Source organism: Myxococcus llanfairpwllgwyngyllgogerychwyrndrobwllllantysiliogogogochensis, from assembly GCF_006636215.1.
Lineage (GTDB): Bacteria > Myxococcota > Myxococcia > Myxococcales > Myxococcaceae > Myxococcus > Myxococcus llanfairpwllgwyngyllgogerychwyrndrobwllllantysiliogogogochensis.
In genome coordinates this window covers 1-18411 of the sequence record NZ_VIFM01000100.1, presented here as the reverse complement: position 1 = coordinate 18411, position 18411 = coordinate 1, and the positions used below count along the sequence as shown (strand labels likewise).

20 protein-coding genes are annotated in these 18411 nt (G+C 65.0%); all 20 read left to right on the top strand.

Going from position 1 to position 18411, the window contains the following annotated elements:
* The first annotated feature begins 47 nt into the window (after positions 1–47).
* The 20 genes from FJV41_RS53155 (at position 48) to FJV41_RS23810 (ending at position 18324) form a co-directional block, all read left to right on the top strand.
* The gene (locus FJV41_RS53155) at positions 48–230 is read left to right on the top strand and encodes a hypothetical protein (RefSeq protein ID WP_141644850.1); all 183 of its coding nucleotides are present in this window, start codon (positions 48–50) and stop codon (positions 228–230) included.
* Positions 221–694 (top strand): hypothetical protein, encoded by a 474-nt coding sequence (locus FJV41_RS23900; protein WP_141644849.1) that lies wholly within the window; start codon positions 221–223, stop codon positions 692–694. The genes FJV41_RS53155 and FJV41_RS23900 overlap by 10 nt, the downstream gene beginning before the upstream one ends.
* Before the next feature lie 22 nt (positions 695–716).
* Positions 717–1346: a hypothetical protein gene (locus tag FJV41_RS23895; protein WP_141644848.1), complete on the top strand. Its 630-nt coding sequence runs from the start codon at positions 717–719 to the stop codon at positions 1344–1346.
* A 563-nt stretch (positions 1347–1909) separates the two neighbouring features.
* Positions 1910–3355 carry a death domain-containing protein gene (locus FJV41_RS23890; RefSeq protein ID WP_141644847.1) on the top strand — a complete coding sequence of 482 codons (1446 nt, stop codon included), beginning with the start codon at positions 1910–1912 and terminating at the stop codon, positions 3353–3355.
* Positions 3356–3768: 413 nt separating this feature from the next.
* Positions 3769–4092, top strand: a complete 324-nt coding sequence (locus FJV41_RS23885; protein ID WP_141644846.1) for a TrbC/VirB2 family type IV secretion system protein — start codon at positions 3769–3771, stop codon at positions 4090–4092.
* Positions 4089–4349: a VirB3 family type IV secretion system protein gene (locus FJV41_RS23880; RefSeq protein WP_181790881.1), complete on the top strand. Its 261-nt coding sequence runs from the start codon at positions 4089–4091 to the stop codon at positions 4347–4349. Before FJV41_RS23885 ends, FJV41_RS23880 begins: the two co-directional genes overlap by 4 nt.
* Positions 4350–4357: 8 nt before the next feature.
* Entirely contained in the window at positions 4358–6826 is a 2469-nt protein-coding gene (locus FJV41_RS23875; protein WP_141644845.1) for a TraG/VirB4 family ATPase, read from the top strand.
* Positions 6823–7572: a TrbJ/VirB5 family protein gene (locus FJV41_RS23870; RefSeq protein WP_141644844.1), complete on the top strand. Its 750-nt coding sequence runs from the start codon at positions 6823–6825 to the stop codon at positions 7570–7572. Before FJV41_RS23875 ends, FJV41_RS23870 begins: the two co-directional genes overlap by 4 nt.
* Before the next feature lie 6 nt (positions 7573–7578).
* The gene (locus FJV41_RS23865; protein WP_141644843.1) at positions 7579–8940 is read left to right on the top strand and encodes a type IV secretion system protein; all 1362 of its coding nucleotides are present in this window, start codon (positions 7579–7581) and stop codon (positions 8938–8940) included.
* Between the two features lie 7 nt (positions 8941–8947).
* Positions 8948–9634: a conjugal transfer protein TrbF gene (gene trbF, locus FJV41_RS23860; protein WP_141644842.1), complete on the top strand. Its 687-nt coding sequence runs from the start codon at positions 8948–8950 to the stop codon at positions 9632–9634.
* Between the two features lie 314 nt (positions 9635–9948).
* Positions 9949–10638, top strand: a complete 690-nt coding sequence (gene trbG / locus FJV41_RS23855) for a P-type conjugative transfer protein TrbG (protein WP_181790879.1) — start codon at positions 9949–9951, stop codon at positions 10636–10638.
* Positions 10639–10942: 304 nt separating this feature from the next.
* A complete protein-coding gene (locus FJV41_RS23850; protein WP_220137886.1) occupies positions 10943–12055 on the top strand; it encodes a TraB/TrbI/VirB10 family type IV secretion system protein in 1113 nt (370 codons plus the stop codon).
* A 152-nt stretch (positions 12056–12207) separates the two neighbouring features.
* A complete protein-coding gene (locus FJV41_RS23845; protein ID WP_141644839.1) occupies positions 12208–14319 on the top strand; it encodes a DNA topoisomerase III in 2112 nt (703 codons plus the stop codon).
* A gap of 29 nt (positions 14320–14348) precedes the next feature.
* On the top strand, positions 14349–14792 hold the full coding sequence (locus FJV41_RS23840; RefSeq protein WP_438616750.1) for a single-stranded DNA-binding protein: 444 nt from the start codon (positions 14349–14351) through the stop codon (positions 14790–14792).
* A gap of 19 nt (positions 14793–14811) precedes the next feature.
* Positions 14812–15153 (top strand): hypothetical protein, encoded by a 342-nt coding sequence (locus FJV41_RS23835; protein WP_141644837.1) that lies wholly within the window; start codon positions 14812–14814, stop codon positions 15151–15153.
* Between the two features lie 11 nt (positions 15154–15164).
* Positions 15165–16160, top strand: a complete 996-nt coding sequence (locus FJV41_RS23830; RefSeq protein WP_141644836.1) for a toprim domain-containing protein — start codon at positions 15165–15167, stop codon at positions 16158–16160.
* A gap of 21 nt (positions 16161–16181) precedes the next feature.
* Complete coding sequence (locus FJV41_RS23825; protein WP_141644835.1) at positions 16182–16604, top strand: hypothetical protein; 423 nt, start codon at positions 16182–16184, stop codon at positions 16602–16604.
* Positions 16601–17098 carry a conjugative transfer signal peptidase TraF gene (gene traF / locus FJV41_RS23820; protein ID WP_141644834.1) on the top strand — a complete coding sequence of 166 codons (498 nt, stop codon included), beginning with the start codon at positions 16601–16603 and terminating at the stop codon, positions 17096–17098. The genes FJV41_RS23825 and traF overlap by 4 nt, the downstream gene beginning before the upstream one ends.
* Complete coding sequence (locus tag FJV41_RS23815; RefSeq protein WP_141644833.1) at positions 17086–17634, top strand: hypothetical protein; 549 nt, start codon at positions 17086–17088, stop codon at positions 17632–17634. Before traF ends, FJV41_RS23815 begins: the two co-directional genes overlap by 13 nt.
* A gap of 393 nt (positions 17635–18027) precedes the next feature.
* On the top strand, positions 18028–18324 hold the full coding sequence (locus tag FJV41_RS23810) for a hypothetical protein (protein WP_181790877.1): 297 nt from the start codon (positions 18028–18030) through the stop codon (positions 18322–18324).
* Positions 18325–18411: the final 87 nt, after the last annotated feature.

The window sequence follows — 18411 nt, the reverse complement described above, 5'->3', positions numbered from 1 at the left end:
GAGCTATCCGAAAGGTGATTCCATGCGAGCTGTTCGAGCTGTTCGTCATGCCCTGCTTCTCACTGCTGCTTCAGCGCTCATTGCTTGCACTGGAGATGATGGGGCGAGTGGGGCGCCGGGTCCGCGCGGCCTTCCAGGGGCCCAAGGCCCTCAGGGAGCCCAAGGCCCTCAGGGGCCGCAGGGCGCTCCGGGGGCAGCTGGTGAACCTGGCGGACCGTTGGTGGTGGTGACACAGCCCGGCGGCACCACGCTCGGCCCTTCCTATGGGCTCTCGGAGGGCAACGTCACGCTGCTTGAGACGTACCCCGTCAGCGGTGATGGAACACGGACCGAGAGGCTGTGGGTTACTCGCAATCTTCGGACGGGGCGTGTCGCCCCGCAGGTCGAGATCTACTTCGACTCGACGCCGCCTTGCACGGGAAGGGGGTCGTTCATCCGCGAAGACTTCACGGAGGGATGGCTCGTCGCCGGTGGTGATACCGCGTACCGGGTAGAGGCAGAGCGGGACGAGGAGTTTCTCCCCGCGGCTGTCCTCCGAACGAGCGGTACGTGCGAGCCCTACTCGGGGACGGAGCCGTTTCCGGTGAACCGTGTTCGCGGTTTCTACAACCACGTCGAATCAGGCGGGACGACGCAGAAGCTCTACCCGCTCGCCATCCCTGCACCACTCACGCTCACCTCTTCCGCTCCCTAGCGTCCAACCTGGAGATGTTCCGATGCGCTTCCTCCGTCCCCTCCTCATGCTGGTGGGTCTGGCTCCGGTTACCAGCAGTGCCGACAGCCGCGAGATTTACGTACTCCTCAGCGGGGGACCGAGTCTCTTGCGGCTCGAGGACCCGCTGGAGGGGGCTGCCTCTGCATCGGCGGCCGGGGGAGGCATCGGCGTCACCGCCTACTATGGCCTCACCGACGAGCTCCACCTCGGAGCGTCCGTCGGCATTCAGGGCGCAAGCAACGTGACGTATGCGGGCACGCGGGTGACGCTCCCCAGCGGGAGTCGGCCGCTGGGGGACCTCCAGCAGGACCTGCTCGGGTTGTCCTTCGGCCTGGTGGCGCACTACCGCTACGACACCGGCGCGGCCTGGGCACCGTTCGCGCAGCTCGAGCTGGGCGGGCAGTACCGTCGCCACCACCACCTGGTGCACCTGGTCTCCAACACCGAGCTCGGCGCGGCGTTCCCTGACGTCTCCAAGGTGAGCCCGGCAGCGGGCCTGCAGCTCGGGTTGGAGTACCGGTTCCGCAACTGGTTGACGACTTCGGTGGGGCTCGGCGTCACCACCAACCCTGCGGATCTAGGCCAGGTGGAGTTCCGGGTGCCCATCACCGTTGGGATCATCTTCGGCTAATCCGACAGGGGGATGCTGATCGGCCTTCCGATCACCCCCGACGTGGATCAACACTCCAAACCTCACGAGTGAGGCAGGCCATGTAGCTCTCGCAGCGTCCAGAAAGAGGAAAGGCTGCCAGCGCGCCAACGCTGACAGCCCTTTGAACCTTGAGAAGCCCCTCTATCGGTTCGCGCCGGGGGGGCCTCACCATCCCTGTCGTAGCCGCCGTTTGAACCCGGCCGCTACTGGTGCGCCCAACAACCTGGACGACCGGCGCTGAAGCTAGCGTGGTTGGCCCGGGTTGTCGAGTTGCGCGCGCGTGCCGCATGTACACTCGCCAACCCCCTGATTTTCCAACGTCGTCCGACCAACGCCGAGCCTCCTTCCCTACAGCCCCGAGCCGGGGTGCTTTGGGGACTGGCGGGCCGCGTTCTATCGGCGACCTGGCGCAGCAGCTCCGCCTCGACCTCGTTGGGCGCAGGACGCACGCGCAGGAGGGGGAGCTGTCAGCGCTGGTCCACCGGCCTGTTGGCTGTGACATCCCCTGGACGCCAGAGGACAGCGCGAGGCTCGACGAGGACGTGAAGGCGGCCCGCAGGGCCAGGGCTCAAGCTCACGCTGAGAAGGGAGTCCTGACGGGACTCCGGGCTGATGAACTCTGCAGCCCACGCAGCTACGTCGTTGAGGCCGACTTCGCGAAGGTCCTTGGTCGCCTCAACGGCCTCGCGGAACGGCACGTCGCGGAGCTCGACCAATGGGAGGCATCCGAGAAGGTGACGCCCACGCTGGGCGCCCTGATGGCCCTCCTCCGCCCCTTCCACGGCCTTCCAGCGGCGCGCCGCTACTCGCCTGGTGACCGCCGAGCCCTCTGTGGCGTTGGGGTCCAGGTCCCCCTGCGGTTCAAGGCGAAGGCCATCGGCCGGGACAAGTCCACCATCTGCGATGCCCTGGAGCTCGGCGACACGCTGGGCCTCATTCGCCACTATGCCCCGCTTCGCCGTGTCGCGGACGTCACCGCCAACAGGCCGGCGGACCAGCGCTGCGCCTCCATCGTGACGAAGGACGGCGTTGAGCGCGCACGGGTCAACACCCACGGCATCACCTACCTCACGCCTGCTGGTGCGGCCTGGCTCGACGCCCGCGGCATCACCTGGGACGACTTGGGCCGTCGCAAGGCGCGGCTCAGAGGGACTCGGGCCAGGGTGCTGACGGGCATCCTCGGCGAGGTGTTCGACCTCACGAAAAAGGTGTGCCGACACGCCGCCAAGCGACTTCTTCCAAGTCACCCGACACCAGTTGAGGAACCTCAACCCCAAAGGATGTTCTCTTTTGTAGTTGCGGGGCCTGTGGATAACTCACGAGCGAACAGCTCAGTGGAGCGGCCTTTGGCCGCAGTCGCCAACACAGGCAGCACCAAACCTCCCCCAGTGCCGGAAGTCCAATTCCGCACCGCCCTTCCCACGAACCGCAGCACCCTTACCCCTCCTCTCGACAACCCGAGCCGCAGCACCGCACAACACGCAGGGCTATCCGGGAAGGGCGCCTTTTCGCCGCCCCCTGCCGAGACACCACCCGCCCCGGTGTCAACACGGCCTCCCACCGCCCTGGAGAAAGAAGTCGAGCGGTGCTGGAAACGGCACAACGTTGAAGAGGGGGGGAAGCCGCGCCGGTTCTGGGTGATGAACAATCTCGGAGATCCTGTGGAAGTCGTTCTTTCCGGGCGGGTGAAAAAGTGGAGCCCTGCCCTCGTGGCCTCCGAGGCCTATCCCAACGAGTGGAAGGCGGCCCGGGGCCGCCCCGATCTCCGAAAAGAAATCGAAGCGAACTTCGAGCTCCTCATCGGTCCTCGAGTCCGGAGTCTCTATGCCGCGTGGGAGGCGGCGAGGCCGCCGGGCGAGGTTGCCCTGTGCCCTTTGGAGGGCTGCGACTGCACCGGGCGAAGTGGCATTCCGCGGACCAAGGGCGAGGCGTTGGCCGTCTTCGGGAAGCGGCTTGAAGAGGCCGCTCGTCGACGGAAGGGGCAGTAGGAAGAGAGCCGGCGAAATTTCTTGACTCAGTGCCGTCGCGCCGCCTTGCGAATGTCTCGCCGCAATGTTATGGAATTGCAGACACGGAGGCGAAATGCTGACGGCGGAGATTGCACCAACAGTCGCAGGAGGACTCTACCGGGTCCTCGATGATGGGGAGCTGCTCGAGGAGGGGGAGATTCGTGCTGGGGATGAGCGTGAAGGCGCACTCCTGGTGTATTTCCTGCGTCACCGGTGGCACGAACTGAGCCCCGAGTCGTGCTCCATCGTCGTGTCAGCGCCCCTCTGACGACACGCGGCGCGGTGCGGTTGTAGGTCTCTGTCTGTCATGCTATGGTGTCACAGCCGGCGCCCCTCTTGAATGCCTCAAGGCGGACGTGTGTCCGGAGTTGTGATTCCATAGAATGACAGCCATGCGCCTGAATCGCGTTCCGTACGTCGTGTTGCTCGTGCTCCTCCTGGTTTTCTGCATGCTCCCGGCCGACGCCTTCGCTGCGTCCGCCGGCATGCCTTGGGAGGGACCGCTCGAGCAGATTTCTCGGAGCATCACCGGGCCGTTCGCGAAGATCGCGGGCGGAATCGTCATCCTCTTCTTCGGCTTCTCCATCGCCCAATCAGAGGGCGGGGGGGGCTGGATGAAGAGAGCCGCGCAGATTGGCTTCGGCCTCTCGATTGCGTTCAACGCCAGCGCGTGGGGGCTGCCCATGCTGGGCTTCTCTGGCGGGGCTCTGGTGTGACCCCCGCCGAGAACGACGGGCGAGCGCCCATCCACCAGAGTCTCCTCCTGCCGAGGAGCATCGCCGGGCTGCCTGAGCAGCTCGCGAAGATGCTGTGGGTGACGACGGCGGGATTCGTGCTGGGCGCGAGGGTCTGGTGGGTGCTGATTCTCAGCGTCGGCCTTCATGCCGGATTCGCCTGGCTCACCAAGGTTGACCCGTATTTCTTCGATGTCGCACGGCGGGCCGCACGTGGACGCCGGCGACTCGACCCCTGAATACACCCATGTTCAATCTCCGCGAGTATCGCCAGCCGACCGACCGACTGCCGGACATGCTGCCCTGGGTTGCGCTCGTCGCGCCTGGAGTTGTCCTGCAGAAGGACGGCCTCCTGCAGAAGACTTTCTCATTTCGTGGCCACGATTTGGAGTCAGCGGGGCATCCCGAACGAATCACTGCGGCTGCTCGTATCAACAACGCCTTGAAACGGCTCGGCTCCGGCTGGGCCTACCACATCGAAGCCCAGCGCCTGAAACTCAGCGTCCCTCCAGCACCAAAGTGGAGCAGTCCGGTCGGAGTGCTCATCGACTTCGAGCGGCGGGAGGCATACCGGGATTTCGCTCACTTCGATTCTCGGTACTTCTTGACGTTCACCTACCAGCTCCCAGCGACCCACCAGAAGCGACTGGAGGCATTGCTTTACGACGACCCCACCAATGAAGCGACCACGGGTCTCTCCATCGACGAGGACCTGGCGTACTTCACCGACACCGTTCGGGAAATCGCCGGGCTCCTCTCGACAGCGGTCGCGCACGTCGACGAGCTCGACGACGCGAAAACGCTCACGTACCTCAAGAGCACGATTTCGATGCATCGGCATCCTGTCGCCGTCCCAGAGACGCCGATGTACCTGGATGCCCTTCTCCCGGATTCCCCGTTCACGAGTGGGGACGTCCCGATGTTGGGGGACTACTTCATTCCAACGGCCACATTCGTTGGATTCCCACTCGAAGGGCTCCCCCTGCTTCTGGAGGCCCTCAACGCGGCACAGATTGAGTATCGGTGGGTCACTCGGTTCATCTGCCTCGACAAGGAGGAGGCGGACGCTGAACTCGACAAGTTCAAGAAGTCTTGGTTCAAGAAGAGGCAGGGGCTGCGCTCGCTCGCCTTGGGCTTTCTCACCAAGGAAGAGTCCGTCCACCAGAATGACTCGGCAGTCGACACTGCCGATGATGCGAAGACGGCACAGCGCCTCCACGGCTCGGGCGCTGTTGCATACGGGTTCTACACCGCAACGCTCACCTGCTGGGACAAGGACCTCACGCTCGCGCGTGAGAAGCTCGCCACACTCCGCCAGGGGGTCCAATCCCTTGGTTTCAGTCTCATCGATGAGACTGCACTGAACTCGCGCGACGCCTGGCTGGGGAGTTTGCCGGGAGAGGTCTACCGCAATGTGCGGAGGCCGCTTCTGCACACCCTCAACGTCGCGCACCTCATCCCCCTCTCAGCCCCGTGGACCGGCGCCGCGGTGAACGAGCACCTCCGCGCCGTCACCGGCGTTGGAGCTCCCAACATCTTCTGCTCCGGCGGGACGAGCCCCTTCTCCTTCAACTTGAACGAGCGAGACCTGGGCCATGCCGCCGTCATCGGCCCAAGTGGGGCCGGCAAGTCGACGCTCCTTGCCGCGCTCGCGCTCGAATGGACGAAGTACCCGGGTGCCCAGGTCTTCATCTTCGACAAGGACCGTTCGGCACGGGCCGCCACCCTCGCAATGAGCGGCGCCATCTACGAGCCCGGGAACCCCAACGCTCCCATGTCGTGGCAGCCGCTCGCCGCGCTGGAGACCCGTGCGGACCGCATCTTCGCTGCCGACTTCATCGCGACCATGCTCGAGCTCCAGGGCGTGAACGTCGGCTCCGACGTGAAGAAGGCCGTAGACGAGTCGCTCAACAACGTAGCCACGATGCCGGTGAGCCTCCGCACCATGTCGCAGTTCGCGGACCTCCTTGGCACTCACCGCAAGGACCTCAGGGCAGCCCTTCGGCCGTACACGAAGGAGGGCAACTACGGGCAAATCTTCGACGGCAACCGCGATGAGCTGCAGCGCAGCACGTGGACGATGTTCGAGATGGGCCACCTGATGAAGCTTGGTGATGCCGCGGTGGTGCCCGCTCTCCAGTACCTGTTTCATCGAATCGAGGCTCGCTTCGATGGGCGAGCAACATTGGTGGTACTCGATGAAGCGTGGCTCATGTTTCGCCACCCGTACTGGGCCCGGAAGCTGGAAGACTGGCTGAAGACCTTGCGTAAGAAGAACGTCTTCGTCGTGTTCGCGACCCAGGAGGTCGACGACATGATGAAGAACAAAGACCTGGTCAACACCATCCTCTCGAATTGCGCGACCAAGGTGTTCCTGCCGGACCCGCGTGCTCTCGACCCGATGCGGTCCGCCACCTACCGAGAATGCGGACTCGCCCAGAGGGACCTCCAGACGCTCGCGAACGCGTTGCCCAAGCGCGACTACTTCGCCACCTGTGGAAGCAACCGGCGACTGTTCCAGCTCGATCTGGGGCCTGTTGCCCTGACGTTTGCAGGCATGTCGGGCGCGGATGACCAGAAGTTTCTCGACACCGTCGCAGCTCACCGACCAGCGCGGCCGACCGAACGCGCAGAGTTGATGCTGCGCCACCGAAAGCTCGACTGGGCCGCGGACCTGCTCCGCAACCACACCTCAACTGAAAGAAGCGTCGCATGAACTTCGCGCCCTCCTCCCTGCCCTGCCGCATCGCAGCCGTCGCCCTCATCCTGTGCTTGGTCCGGCCTGGCCCCGCTCGAGCGGACCTCTTCGGCGGTGATGTCGCCGTCCTCAGCGGCCTTCTCGTTGAGACCCTGATGCAGGGGTACACGATGACGCAGCAGTTGCTGACGACGAAGGCCCAGCTGGAGTCCACCCTGAACTCGGCCAAGATGTTGTCGCAGGGGGATTTCGGCCGGGTGCAGCAGTTGCTCTTACAGACGAACCAGAGCATCGAATCCATCCAGCAGACGGTTGGGTCCGTCGACCGGCAGTTCGAGGCGCTCACCGCCAACCGAGACCTCACGCAGGTTCGCTTCTCGGAGTTCGCAGCGCAGTACGGGGGGTGGTTGCAGCAAATAAACTCGACAGTCACGGCGGCCCGCCAGCTCCAGATGAAGGTCACTCAGGTGCAGCAGGCCAACAGCGAATCAGCGCAAGCGATTCTTTCGCGCTCTTCAACGGCCGACGGTGAAGTGCGCCAACTGCAGTCGATTCTTCAGATGCTGGCGGTGATGCAGAACCAGCTCGGCGCTCTGATTCAGCACCTGGACGCATCCGAGCGGGTGACGAACACGATGGCCGCGAATGCCGCAGCCGAGAAGCAGAGGGCCGAGGAGACACGCCGCCGGCGCCTCGAGGGCTACCAGGAGCGAGGTCCCAAGCCCGAGGTGAGAAAGGGCCTTCCCGAAGTTCGGATGAGGTGACCAACCATGGAGTTCAATGCGTTAACGCAGGCCCTCAATAACTTCATCGACATATTCGGCTCAGCGCATGAACGCTTGAGGCCCTTCATCTTCGCCGTCGCGATAACCCTCTCTGTCATCGAAGTCACTCTCTTTGGCCTCTACTTCGCCGGGGGTGGCAAGGGCCTTTCGGACGGCTTCAAGAAGGTGCTCTTCCTCGGCGGCTGGGCATGGGTGATTCAGAGCTACCCGACCCTTGTCCATGCGTTCGTTACCTCGCTGATTCGCCTCGGTTTCGTCGCCGTTGGCAGAGGAGGCGATGAGTCGCTGATGTTCGACCCATCGACGATTGCGGCCTACGGACTTGATGCGACTGCAACGCTAGCGGCACAGCTGGGGGATCGCTCCTTCGTTGACGCACTGGGAGAGTCGATTGTCTTCGGACTCGCCTACTTGGCCCTTATCGTCTGCTTCATCGTCATGGCGATTCAGGTCTTCTTCGCCGTGATTGAGCACTACCTGTGGATGTGTCTCGCCGGTGTCGCGATGCCCTTTGGAATCTTCCGGCCAACGGCCTTCATCGCGGAGAAGGCCATTGGTGGCGTCGTGTCGAGTGCCTTCAAGATGATGACCCTGGCTATCGTGGTTGGCGTCGTGGAGCCCCTCCTCAAGAACCTCCGCTTCTCCAAGGATGTGATTACCTACAACGAGCTCACCGCGATGATGTTGACCGTCGGGGCCCTGGCCTTTCTCTTCTGGAAGGCGCCGCAGATTGCCTCAGGGTGGCTCGGAGGCGCCCCCTCCCTGAGTGCCGCTGACACGGCCAACACGGCTGCTGCTGCAGGCCAGAACGCTGCCAAGGCGGGCGAGGGCGCGAGCATTGTAGAGGGCGTCAAGTCGCTCGCTGGGGCGATTGGTGGCGGGGCGATGACGACTGCGGGTGTCCTCGCGCAGGGCGCGAAGATGGGCGCGGCCTCCTCCGAAGGTGGGAGTCTCGGCTCCCGCCTCACCGGAGGCATTGGGGGCGCGGTCAAGGCCGCGCAGGGCGCACTCGTCAACGGCGTGGCGGGAACAGCTGATGGGGCCGCCTCGCCCATGATGGAGCGCTTTCGGCGCGGTCAGCTCGCCGCGATTGAGGCGCTCAATCCATCCCCGGAGGCTCCAGGGACCTCTCCAAGCGAGCCGTCCTCCTCCACACCTCCCACGTCATTCCCGGAGATGCCGGGCGCGAAGGACTCCACCTCAACAGCTCCTGGGGCTGGTGACGCTGCTGGCCGCTCACCTGGTGCCGCGGAAGCTCCTGCCTGGGCGGCAGATGCGGCCAAGCAGCTCAATTCCCTTCCCCCTCCCCCTTCCCCGGTGAATCCGGACCGCAAGAAGGGTTCGTGAGACTCCCATGGCTCAACCACCACCCAACTACGCCCCCAGCGGTCCCATCGACACGCCCTTCAAGAGAGCTGCGAAGGAGTGGGACGACCGAATTGGCAATGCGCGCGTGCAGGCCGCCAACTGGCGTCACGCCACATTCGGGGCTATCGCCATTGCGCTCGTCGCCGTGGCAGGCGTCATCTACCTCGGCTCTCGGCCGCGCTTCGTCCCGCACATCATCGAAGTCGACCAGGTCGGTGCCGCCGCCTATCGCGGCCCGGTCGGCACGGCCGTTGAGCAGTACAAGCCGACCGATGCCGTCATCAAGTTTCATCTCCGGCGCTTCCTCGCGGCAATCCGAGGCATCTCGGCGGACACCGCGGTGGTGAAGCGCAACTGGGAAGAGGCCTGGTTGCTCGCCTCCCGCACGGCACAGGTGGCGTTGACGCAGTACGCGCGTGAGAACAACCCCATCGCGCGGTCAGCCAAGGAGCGAGTGACCGTCGAAGTGAAGTCGATGGTCCAGGTGTCGAATGGCACATGGCAAGTCGACTGGCGCGAGACGACGTGGGACGAGCGCGGCAATCCGCGCGACGAAGTGCTGTGGCGCGGAATGTTCACGGTCGCCCAGCACCCCGTCGAGTCAGAGATGCAGCTGGCGGTGAATCCGCTCGGGCTGCTCGTCGAGGAATTTCATTGGGACCGCCTCAAGTGAAGAAGAGGAGCAACAACGTCATGCACAACCCTCGCTGCTTGCTGTACCTCACTCTGTGTGCCACCACCGTTGCGTGCGCCACGTCGTCGGCCGCTCGGCCGGCGCCGGAAACGTACGTGCCCGCCAAACCCATCGTTGAGCCAGTCTCAGCGCCTCAGGTGACTTCACCGCAGGTTGCCCAACCTCAGATTCGCAAGTTGCCGGAGTCGAGCTCGAGCAGGTCGGCTACTCCTCAGCGGCCTGAAGCCGTTGTCGAGGCCGCCACTCGCCGCGCGACGCAGGGCCCAGAGGCATCGGGCTACTTCAATGCAATCATGCAGTACACCTACGAACCTGGAGCCCTCTACCAGGTCTACGCGGCACCGTGCTGTGTCACCGACATCCAGCTCCAGGCCGGTGAGCAGATTATCGGCAAGCCCGTGGCTGGCGACACCGCGAGGTGGAAGGCAGGGGTGGCCAAGGGAGCCGAAGGGGGGCAAGACGTCTGGCACGTCTACGTGCGGCCGCTCCGCGAGGACCTCCACACCACCCTGTCCATCAACACCAACAAGCGAACCTACCGGCTGGAACTGAAGTCGTACCCCGAGACGTACATGGTGGCGGTCCAGTGGATGTACCCGCCGGAAGAGTCGGAGTTGATTGGGGACCCAGCTCAGGGCTCCATCGCCATGGCGGCCCCCAAGCCGCCACCGATGCCGGCGGTCGACGTGGCTAATGCGAACTTCGGGTATCGAGTCGAGGTGCTTCGCGGCAATCCTGCCTGGAAGCCTCTCAAGGCATTCGATGATGGCCGCAAGACGTACATCTCGTTCCCCGCGTCGATGGTGAACCGCGAGGCGCCGGCCCTCTTCGTCCTGAGCCGAGACAACGAGCCGGAGATGGCGAACTACCGGATTCGTCAGAACGTCTACGAGGTGGACCGGCTCTTCGATGCCGCGGAACTGCGCCTGGGCCAGCAGGACCAGGACGTGGTCCGCATCATCCGCAAGGCGACTGAGAACTGAGGACGCAATGGCCAACACTGCGCAACGCCCACTCCCCCAACCCGAGCCGAAGTCCTCATCGGGTGGCAAGGTTCTTCCTCTTCCTACTGTCAACGGCAGGGCGAGTCCCGGACTGGGCCTCACCGACGTCCACAAGAGCAAGGTTTCTCCGGACGACGAGCGACTCCGGCTTCCCCGCAAGAGAGGCCGAGCGATTCGAAAGGGCCCTTTGCTCGCTCTCGCCGCCATCGTGGGCATAGGCCTGTTGGCGGCAATCTCGGCTGTCCTCGAGGAGCCCGCGCGGGCGGAGGCTGCCGCGGGGGAGGTGAAGCCCTCGCTGGTAACGGCCTCTGGAGGGCAGACACCCGGCAAACCCCTGCCGGAGACGCCGACGGCAGCCCCCGCGTTGCCGGACGTCATCCGGGCCGCGCCGGACGTTCCAGCACTCCCACCAGCCCCTCCGGACATTGACCTCGAGCAACCAGGTCGTCCTCTGCCGCTCGCCGTGGCCGTCAAGGAGCCGCTCGTGTTGCCCCCAGGGCAATCGGGCGGGCCGCTCCGCGGTGTGGTGAGCGCGCAGGCCGGCACTCCTGAGCAACAGCGGCAGGCGGAGCTGCAACTTGAGCAGGACCTTCAGGCGCGGAGCAGCGACTTGTTCTTCGCTGGTGGCGGAGGGGGTGAAGAGTCCACTGGAGGCTCATCGCTGCCCATGCTGGGCGGTGCATCGCATGGAGGTGCAGCACAGGGAGGTGGCAGTGCTGCTCAGGGCGCTGGTGCGGGCGAGGACCCGAACCTCCAGGGGAGGAAGATTGCGTTTGTCGAGAGCCGCAGCAGCAACGTCGGGAAGGCAATGACACGCGCGCCTCCCGGCCCTGTTGTCCAGGCGGGGACCCTGATTCCGGTGACCTTGATTACCGGCATCAACAGCGACCTGCCGGGGCTCATCAAGGGGCAGGTGACCTCGCACGTCTATGACTCCGTCCACGGCACGGCCGTCATGATTCCTCAGGGCACCACTGTCCTCGCCAAGTACGACTCGATGGTGGCGTACGGCCAGGAGCGGGTGTTGCTGTGCTGGGACCGGCTGATTCGACCGGACGGGTCCAGCGTGGACCTCGAGTGCATGCCTGGGGTTGACACCCAGGGGTACAGTGGGGTTGCCGACGACGTGAACAACCACTGGGGGCGCATGGCCACCGGCGTTGTTCTCTCCACCATGCTGTCCGCCGTCACGCAGGCGGCAACGGGGGTTGGTGGCATCAACCCTTCGCTTCCGCAGCAATGGGCGGCAGGTGGAGCTCAGGCCATCAATTCCGCTGGCCAGCGGCTGACGCAGAAGAACATGGACGTGCAGCCCACGATTACAGTCCGCCCGGGCTTCAAGGTGAATGTCCTGGTCTCCAAGGACCTCTACCTGTCGCCCTACCCGACCGAGTAGCGCACTCCGCCGAAGGCCGAAGCGACGAGGGGCCGGTCCGCACCGCGCGGGCCGGCCCCTCTCTCGTTTCTCGGGAGGCTGCAATACCATTGTAGTACGCAACTTGTGCTGCTATAGAAATACCGACATCATGTCATAGGAGACCACATCACATGGCCCTCATCATTGCTGAGAAGCCATCGCTCGCACGTGCGATTGCTGAGGCCCTCGACCCGCAGCACCGCCGCCAGGGGAACTCCCTCCTTCTTGCGAACGGGGATGTAGTGGCCTGGTGCGTCGGCCACATCCTGGAGATGGCGCCACCGGAGGCGTACTCGGAGGCGCTCAAACAGTGGGAGCTGGGGCCGTTGCCCATCGTCCCGCATGAGTGGCGCCTGGTGCCGAAGAACGAGGACCTCGTCAAGGGCCTCACGGCGCTCATCCGGAAGGCTCACCGCATCGTCCATGCCGGTGACCCGGACCGTGAGGGGCAACTGCTGGTGGACGAGCTCCTCACCTTCGTTGGCTACCAAGGTCCCGTCGACCGCGTGCTGGTGCGGGACCAGAATCCTCAGGCCGTTCGCGCCGCCTTCGGCGCGCTGCAGCCGAACTCCGACTTCAAGTCGCAGTCGGAGGCCGCCCTGGGGCGCCAGCGAGCAGACTGGCTGTTCGGCCTCAACCTCACGCGTCTCTACTCACTACTCGGGCAGCAGGGTGGGTACGACGGTGTTCTCAGTGTCGGGCGTGTGCAGACGCCAGTGCTGGGCCTCATCGTTCAACGGGACCTCGAAATCGCGGACTTCAAACCGCGCCCCTTCTTCACCATCCAGGGAACGATGACGGCAGAGGGTGGGGCCTTCAACGCCCAGTGGCGCCCTCGCGAGGAGGATGCGCCCTTCCTCGATGAGGAAGGACGACTCACCAGCACGGAGAAGGCGCGGCAGGTCCAGGCGCGGACGGAAGGCCAGCTTGGCAAGGTGACGAGAGCGAGCCGGAAGAAGGTCCTGGAGACAGCTCCCCTCCCTTACTCCCTCGCCGACCTCCAGATTGATGCGAACCGGCAGCTCGGACTCTCGACCAAGGAGGTCCTCGAAATCGCGCAGAGTCTCTACGAGACGCATCGCCTGACGACCTACCCGAGGAGTGACTGCTCGTATCTGCCGGAGAGCCATCACGCCCAGGGCCCGCAAGTCGCGAGGGCTGTCGCGAGGGTTCTTCCTGGCCTCTCCATCCATGTCGCTGGAGCCGATTTCACGCTCCGCTCGCGAGCCTGGAACGACAAAAAGGTGACGGCACACTTCGGCATCATCCCTACGCCCGCGGAGTCGCCGCCGAGTGGACTCACTGAGCAGGAGCTGCGCGTCTACGACCTCGTCGCCCGGCGCTACCTGCAGCAGTTCTACCCGCCCTATGAGTACCTCCAGGCCGAGCTTCAAATTGATGTTGCCGGCGAACACTTCCGCGTGACGGGCCGTCAGCCGCTCCTACCGGGCTGGAGGAAGCTGCAGCCGGCGAGCAACAGCCAGGCCGACGATGCGGATGACGGGGAGGCGTCGGCACCTGCGGTGACGACCCTGCCTCAGCTCAATGAGGGGGACAGGGTGAAGGCCGCGCCCGTCACCATCCTCGAGCGCAAGACGCAGCCTCCCAAGCCCTACACCGAAGGGACGTTGACGGAGGCAATCATCAACATCGGCAAGCACTGCAGGAACCCCAAGCTGAAGGAGCTCTTCCAGAAGGTGCAGGCCGGCGTCGCACCGGATGCTCGCGGTATCGGCACACCCGCCACGCGCGCGAACATTCTCGAGACGCTCTTCAAGCGAAGCTTTGTAGAGAAGAAGGGGAAGGCGGTCATCTCGACGCTCACCGGGCGTGCCCTCATCAAGGCCCTCCCGGATGTCGTCACGACGCCGGACATGACTGCGCTTTGGGAGGATGCCCTCCAGCGTGTCCAGGCAGGGGACGGCAAACTGACGCTCGAGGACTTCCTCGCGGGAGTCACGAAGCACCTCCGCTCCTTGGTGGAAGAAGGCCGCCGGCAGGGGCCTCTTGCCATCGCTGCCGCCTATCCCTGCCCCAAACCGCCCTGTGCTGGAAGCCTTCGCTCCTTCAAGGGCAGCAAGGGGCGCTTCTGGAGCTGCCGCATCTGCCGCGCGACGGTTGAGGACGCGAACGGCAAGCCGGCGTCTCCCGGTGCCGGGCGGCCCGGCGCGAAGCGTCCGAGGAAATCGGGCCTGGGCAAGCGCACTGCCACTTCTGGCGCTCGCAAGCCCTCCCTCACCTGAAGCACCCGAGTCACCACAAGGAGGATGTGATGGAAGGTCTCAACAAGGTCATGTTGATTGGAAACCTCGGCGCGGACCCGGAGCTGCGGGCCACTCCCGGCGGCAAGGCCGTGGCGAACATGCGGCTCGCGACGACGGACACCTGGACGGATAAGGCCGGCGAGAAGCGGGAGCGCACGGAGTGGCACCGCATTGTCGTCTGGGGAAAGCTCGCTGAGCTTTGCCATCAGCACCTGACGAAGGGCCGACAGGTCTTCGTCGAAGGGCAGCTCCAAACGCGGGAGTGGACCGACAAGGAGAACCGCAAGAATTTCACCACGGAAGTCATCGCGACACAGGTGACGTTCCTTGGGCAGCGCCCCGACCAGAGGTCCGCGGACCCGACGAGAACCGGGTCGAGGGGCGCGGCGACGCAGGAACCGGCGAGCGACGGTCAGCCGCCTCCGATGGATGACGCGGATGTCCCCTTCTGACGTGGGCGAGGGACTCCGCATGGCGACGCCGCTCGACCTCATCTCCACCGTCCAGCAACTCCTGCAGGCGCTCGCGCGCCTCGAGGAGCTGGCAGCCCAGTGCCCTGCCCTCAGCGGAATACTCGCTGAACTTCACTCGGTGACTTCACAGGCCAGGCACGACCTCGAATCAATCGCGGCTGGGGCAGGAATCCTCATGGCGCGCAGCCCCGCGCAGGCAGGTTGCTCGAACGTGGCTGGCACCGTTCGAGTGCTCACCGAGGCGGCGGAACTGGTGCAGGCACTGCATGCCGGCCTCCCTACTCGCCGCGCCACCATCACCCTCTTTCCCCACCGCAGCAGTTCGCAGACGCACCTCTGATTGGAGGCCCCATGGACGACAACGAGTTGGAGCGCTTCAAGAGCCACATCAATCTGCCGGAGTACGCCGCGACTCTCGGCTACACCTTCTCACGGCAAGAGTCGAGTCGAGCCGCTGTCACCATGCGGCACCCCGACACGGATGACAAAGTCATCATCAAGAGGGGCGGCGACGGCCACTACGTGTACTTCTCTGTTCGCGACGACAATGACAACGGGACGATTATCGACTTCTGCCAACGCCGCAGACGGGGGTCCCTCGGTGAGGTGCGCAAGGAGCTGCGCGGCTACATCGGCGACTCTCGCCCGAAGCCTCCCCTCCCCGAGTACGTCCATGCCCTGGAGATTGCCGATGCGGATCGCCCGGGTGTCCAGAAGCGCGTGAATCAGATGGTCCAGCCCGCGACGTCGCTGTACCTCAACGGCCGCGGAATCCGTCCTGAGACCCTGACCGATTCTCGCTTCGTGGGGACGTGGCGCGAAGACTCGCGTGGCAACGCCATCTTCCTCCACCGCGATGTGGAGGGAATCTCTGGCTACGAGGTGAAGAACCGCGGGTACACGGGCTTCGCCAAGGGCGGCGTCAAGGCCGTATGGGCCAGCAACGCGAAGGTGACTGACACCACCCTCGCTTTCACCGAGGCCACGATTGATGCCTTCAGCTACCACCAGCTCCGAGGTGGCCCCGACCACAGGTACGCGTCGACGGGAGGAGCCCTCAGTCCCCATCAACATGAGCTCATCGGGAAGATGATTCGGAAGATGCCGCCGCATGGCGTCGTCATCACCGCGTTCGACAAGGACGCCATCGGCGACAAGCTTGCAGCCACCATCACCGAGATTGCGGCAACCGCGAATCCCGGCATTCGGGTTGTCCGGGACGTGCCGAGCATCGGCAAGGACTGGAACGACGAACTCAAGCTCAAGGAGCAGGCCTACATCCGTGCAGTCGAAACGCAGCGTCGGAGGGCTGTAGGGCGTAGCCGGGGCGCCGAACTCGCACGGTGAAGCAGGAACGAGAGGCCGTCAGTGAGCGAAGTCACCGCCATCCAGCTCAGGGAAGAGGCCACCCTGTCGTGTAGCCTCTTCTATGGCGCGCCGTACTCCCAGAGAAGGGGCCACCATGGCCCCATCGCCCTCTTTGGCGCCAACGCCATCGTCGGGTACCTGGTCGTGCAGAAGCATCGACCACGGTGCTGGGTGTTGCGTACCTGGACTGTTGGAGCCGAGGGGGAACTCCTTCACATCCCGGGGGTGTACCCCGACGTGACGAAGCTCATCGAGGTCAACACCTGGGGGCGCGTGGACCGGCTGCGCTCACTCTTTGAGTACCTCAAGAGAGAGGGCGTCACTGTCGAGCAGCTCCCCGACTCCTTTTTTCTCCGCGTGGCGGCCGTCCTAGGTGGCCGGCTTCCCTCCGCCAAAGTTCTCCCCTCCCTGCTTTCACGATGACCCCACAGCGGACATGCTTCATCCTCTGGACTGCGGCGCTCGGCCTTGTTGCGCTTGGGTGCTGTATCTGCAGCCACGTCATCATCAACGAGACGCCGAGCATGCCGCTGGGTCTCTACTGGCGCTCGAGCCCCCAGCTCCCTGAGCGCGGCATGGTTGTCGCGTTCCCGGTCCCTTCATCAGTCCGCGGCATCGTCGAGGACCGCCACTACCTCCGCGCTGGAGCCGTTCTCGTCAAGCCGGCAGCAGCAGTCGAAGGTGACGAGGTGTGTACCCGCAACGGGCGTCTCAGCATCAACGGCGCTGTCCATGGCGACATCAGCACCGTCGACTCGGCTGGCCGGCCACTCCCCACCGCTGGGTTCTGTGGCGTCGTTCCTCGTGGATTCTTCCTCCCCGCCGGTCACCACCCCATGAGCTTCGATGGTCGCTACTTTGGCCTGGTGGCCGTCACGGAGGTTCTAGGAGAGGTGGTGCCGCTGTGGACGTACTAGCCCTCATCGCGTCCTGCAGCCTCTACGGAGACACGGACTTCGTCCATGCCATCATCCGCGTCCACAGTCGCGGTTTGCCGAACTTCGTGGCTGACACTTCTGGCCGGCACATGCCGACCTATGCCCTCAGCCAGTCAGCAGGCAAAGCAGCTCTCGCAACGTTGACGACATCTGCGGCGAGACCTGTCATCGGCCTTCTCTCGGTGCCAAGCATCTGGGCAACAACGGTCGGAGAAGCCCCCGAGAGTCTCTTCGACGGCTGCCTCAACATCCGTATCGGCTCTGCCCAACTTGCCCACTTCGCAAGGGCCTGCAAAGACGAGTCACCTGCTTCTGCGGCCGAGGACCTTCGGCCGTGCATTGCTGGCCTCTACGGTGAGGCAATCGGTCTTCCCGAGTTGCCCGAAGCCGTAGCGGCCTCCCTGCGATACTGGAGGGCCGTCAAGGTGGCGCGCCGGACGGCGAAGACCGCCTCAGATTCCGAGGACGCCGCCGATCTTTTCCTCGAGCTGAGTGACGTTGCAGTAGGCGAGTAGCTCATCCCCCTACTGTCCGGTGGTGAGTATGATGAGCAACTCGTGGAGGACCTGGCCGGCGCGCGCAGACCTCCGGGCGCGCCAGGGGCGCGCGTCGGCCCCTGTGGACCTCGTGGAGCACCTGGTGCGCGCGCGCAGGCCTCCAGGCGCGCCAGGGCGCGCGTCGGCCCCTGTAGACCTCGTGGAGGACCCGGTGGGCGCGCAGGCCTCCGCGCGCCAGGAGCGCGCGTCGGCCCCTGTTGACCTTGTCGAGGACCTGGTGGGCGCGCAGGCCTCCAGGCGCGCCAGGGCGCGTGTCGGCCCCTGTGGACCTTGTCGAGGACCTGGTGGGCGCGCAGGCCTCCGGGCTCGCCAGGGCGCGCGTCGGCCCCTGTGGACCTCGTGGAGCACCTGGTGCGCGCGCGCAGGCCTCCAGGCGCGCCAGGGCGCGCGTCGGCCCCTGTGGACCTCGTGGAGGACCCGGTGGGCGCGCAGGCCTCCGCGCGCCAGGAGCGCGCGTCGGCCCCTGTGGACCTTGTCGAGGACCTGGTGGGCGCGCAGGCCTCCGGGCGCGCGTCGGCCCCTGTGGACCTCGTGGAGCACCTGGTGCGCACGCGCCTGGGTAAAGAAGTGAGCGACGCCCCTCGCAACGTGAGCTGCCCGGTCGACAAGTACCCCGACGACCTGACGGGACTCCGCCACCAGAACTGAGCAGCCTCCTACTGACCGGCAACAACACGTGGTTCCCATTCCCGTCGCCGCGGCGTTGCCGCGCGCGGGAATTCCCCACCCCACCCC

Coding starts and splice junctions, on each gene's coding strand:
- FJV41_RS23885 (WP_141644846.1), top strand. CDS start 3,769: ATGCGCCTGAATCGCGTTCCGTACGTCGTGTTGCTCGTGCTCCTCCTG.
- FJV41_RS23830 (WP_141644836.1), top strand. CDS start 15,165: ATGGACGACAACGAGTTGGAGCGCTTCAAGAGCCACATCAATCTGCCG.
- FJV41_RS23835 (WP_141644837.1), top strand. CDS start 14,812: ATGGCGACGCCGCTCGACCTCATCTCCACCGTCCAGCAACTCCTGCAG.
- FJV41_RS23895 (WP_141644848.1), top strand. CDS start 717: ATGCGCTTCCTCCGTCCCCTCCTCATGCTGGTGGGTCTGGCTCCGGTT.
- traF (WP_141644834.1), top strand. CDS start 16,601: ATGACCCCACAGCGGACATGCTTCATCCTCTGGACTGCGGCGCTCGGC.
- FJV41_RS23840 (WP_438616750.1), top strand. CDS start 14,349: ATGGAAGGTCTCAACAAGGTCATGTTGATTGGAAACCTCGGCGCGGAC.
- trbF (WP_141644842.1), top strand. CDS start 8,948: ATGGCTCAACCACCACCCAACTACGCCCCCAGCGGTCCCATCGACACG.
- FJV41_RS53155 (WP_141644850.1), top strand. CDS start 48: ATGCCCTGCTTCTCACTGCTGCTTCAGCGCTCATTGCTTGCACTGGAG.
- trbG (WP_181790879.1), top strand. CDS start 9,949: ATGCAGTACACCTACGAACCTGGAGCCCTCTACCAGGTCTACGCGGCA.
- FJV41_RS23875 (WP_141644845.1), top strand. CDS start 4,358: ATGTTCAATCTCCGCGAGTATCGCCAGCCGACCGACCGACTGCCGGAC.
- FJV41_RS23845 (WP_141644839.1), top strand. CDS start 12,208: ATGGCCCTCATCATTGCTGAGAAGCCATCGCTCGCACGTGCGATTGCT.
- FJV41_RS23870 (WP_141644844.1), top strand. CDS start 6,823: ATGAACTTCGCGCCCTCCTCCCTGCCCTGCCGCATCGCAGCCGTCGCC.
- FJV41_RS23865 (WP_141644843.1), top strand. CDS start 7,579: ATGGAGTTCAATGCGTTAACGCAGGCCCTCAATAACTTCATCGACATA.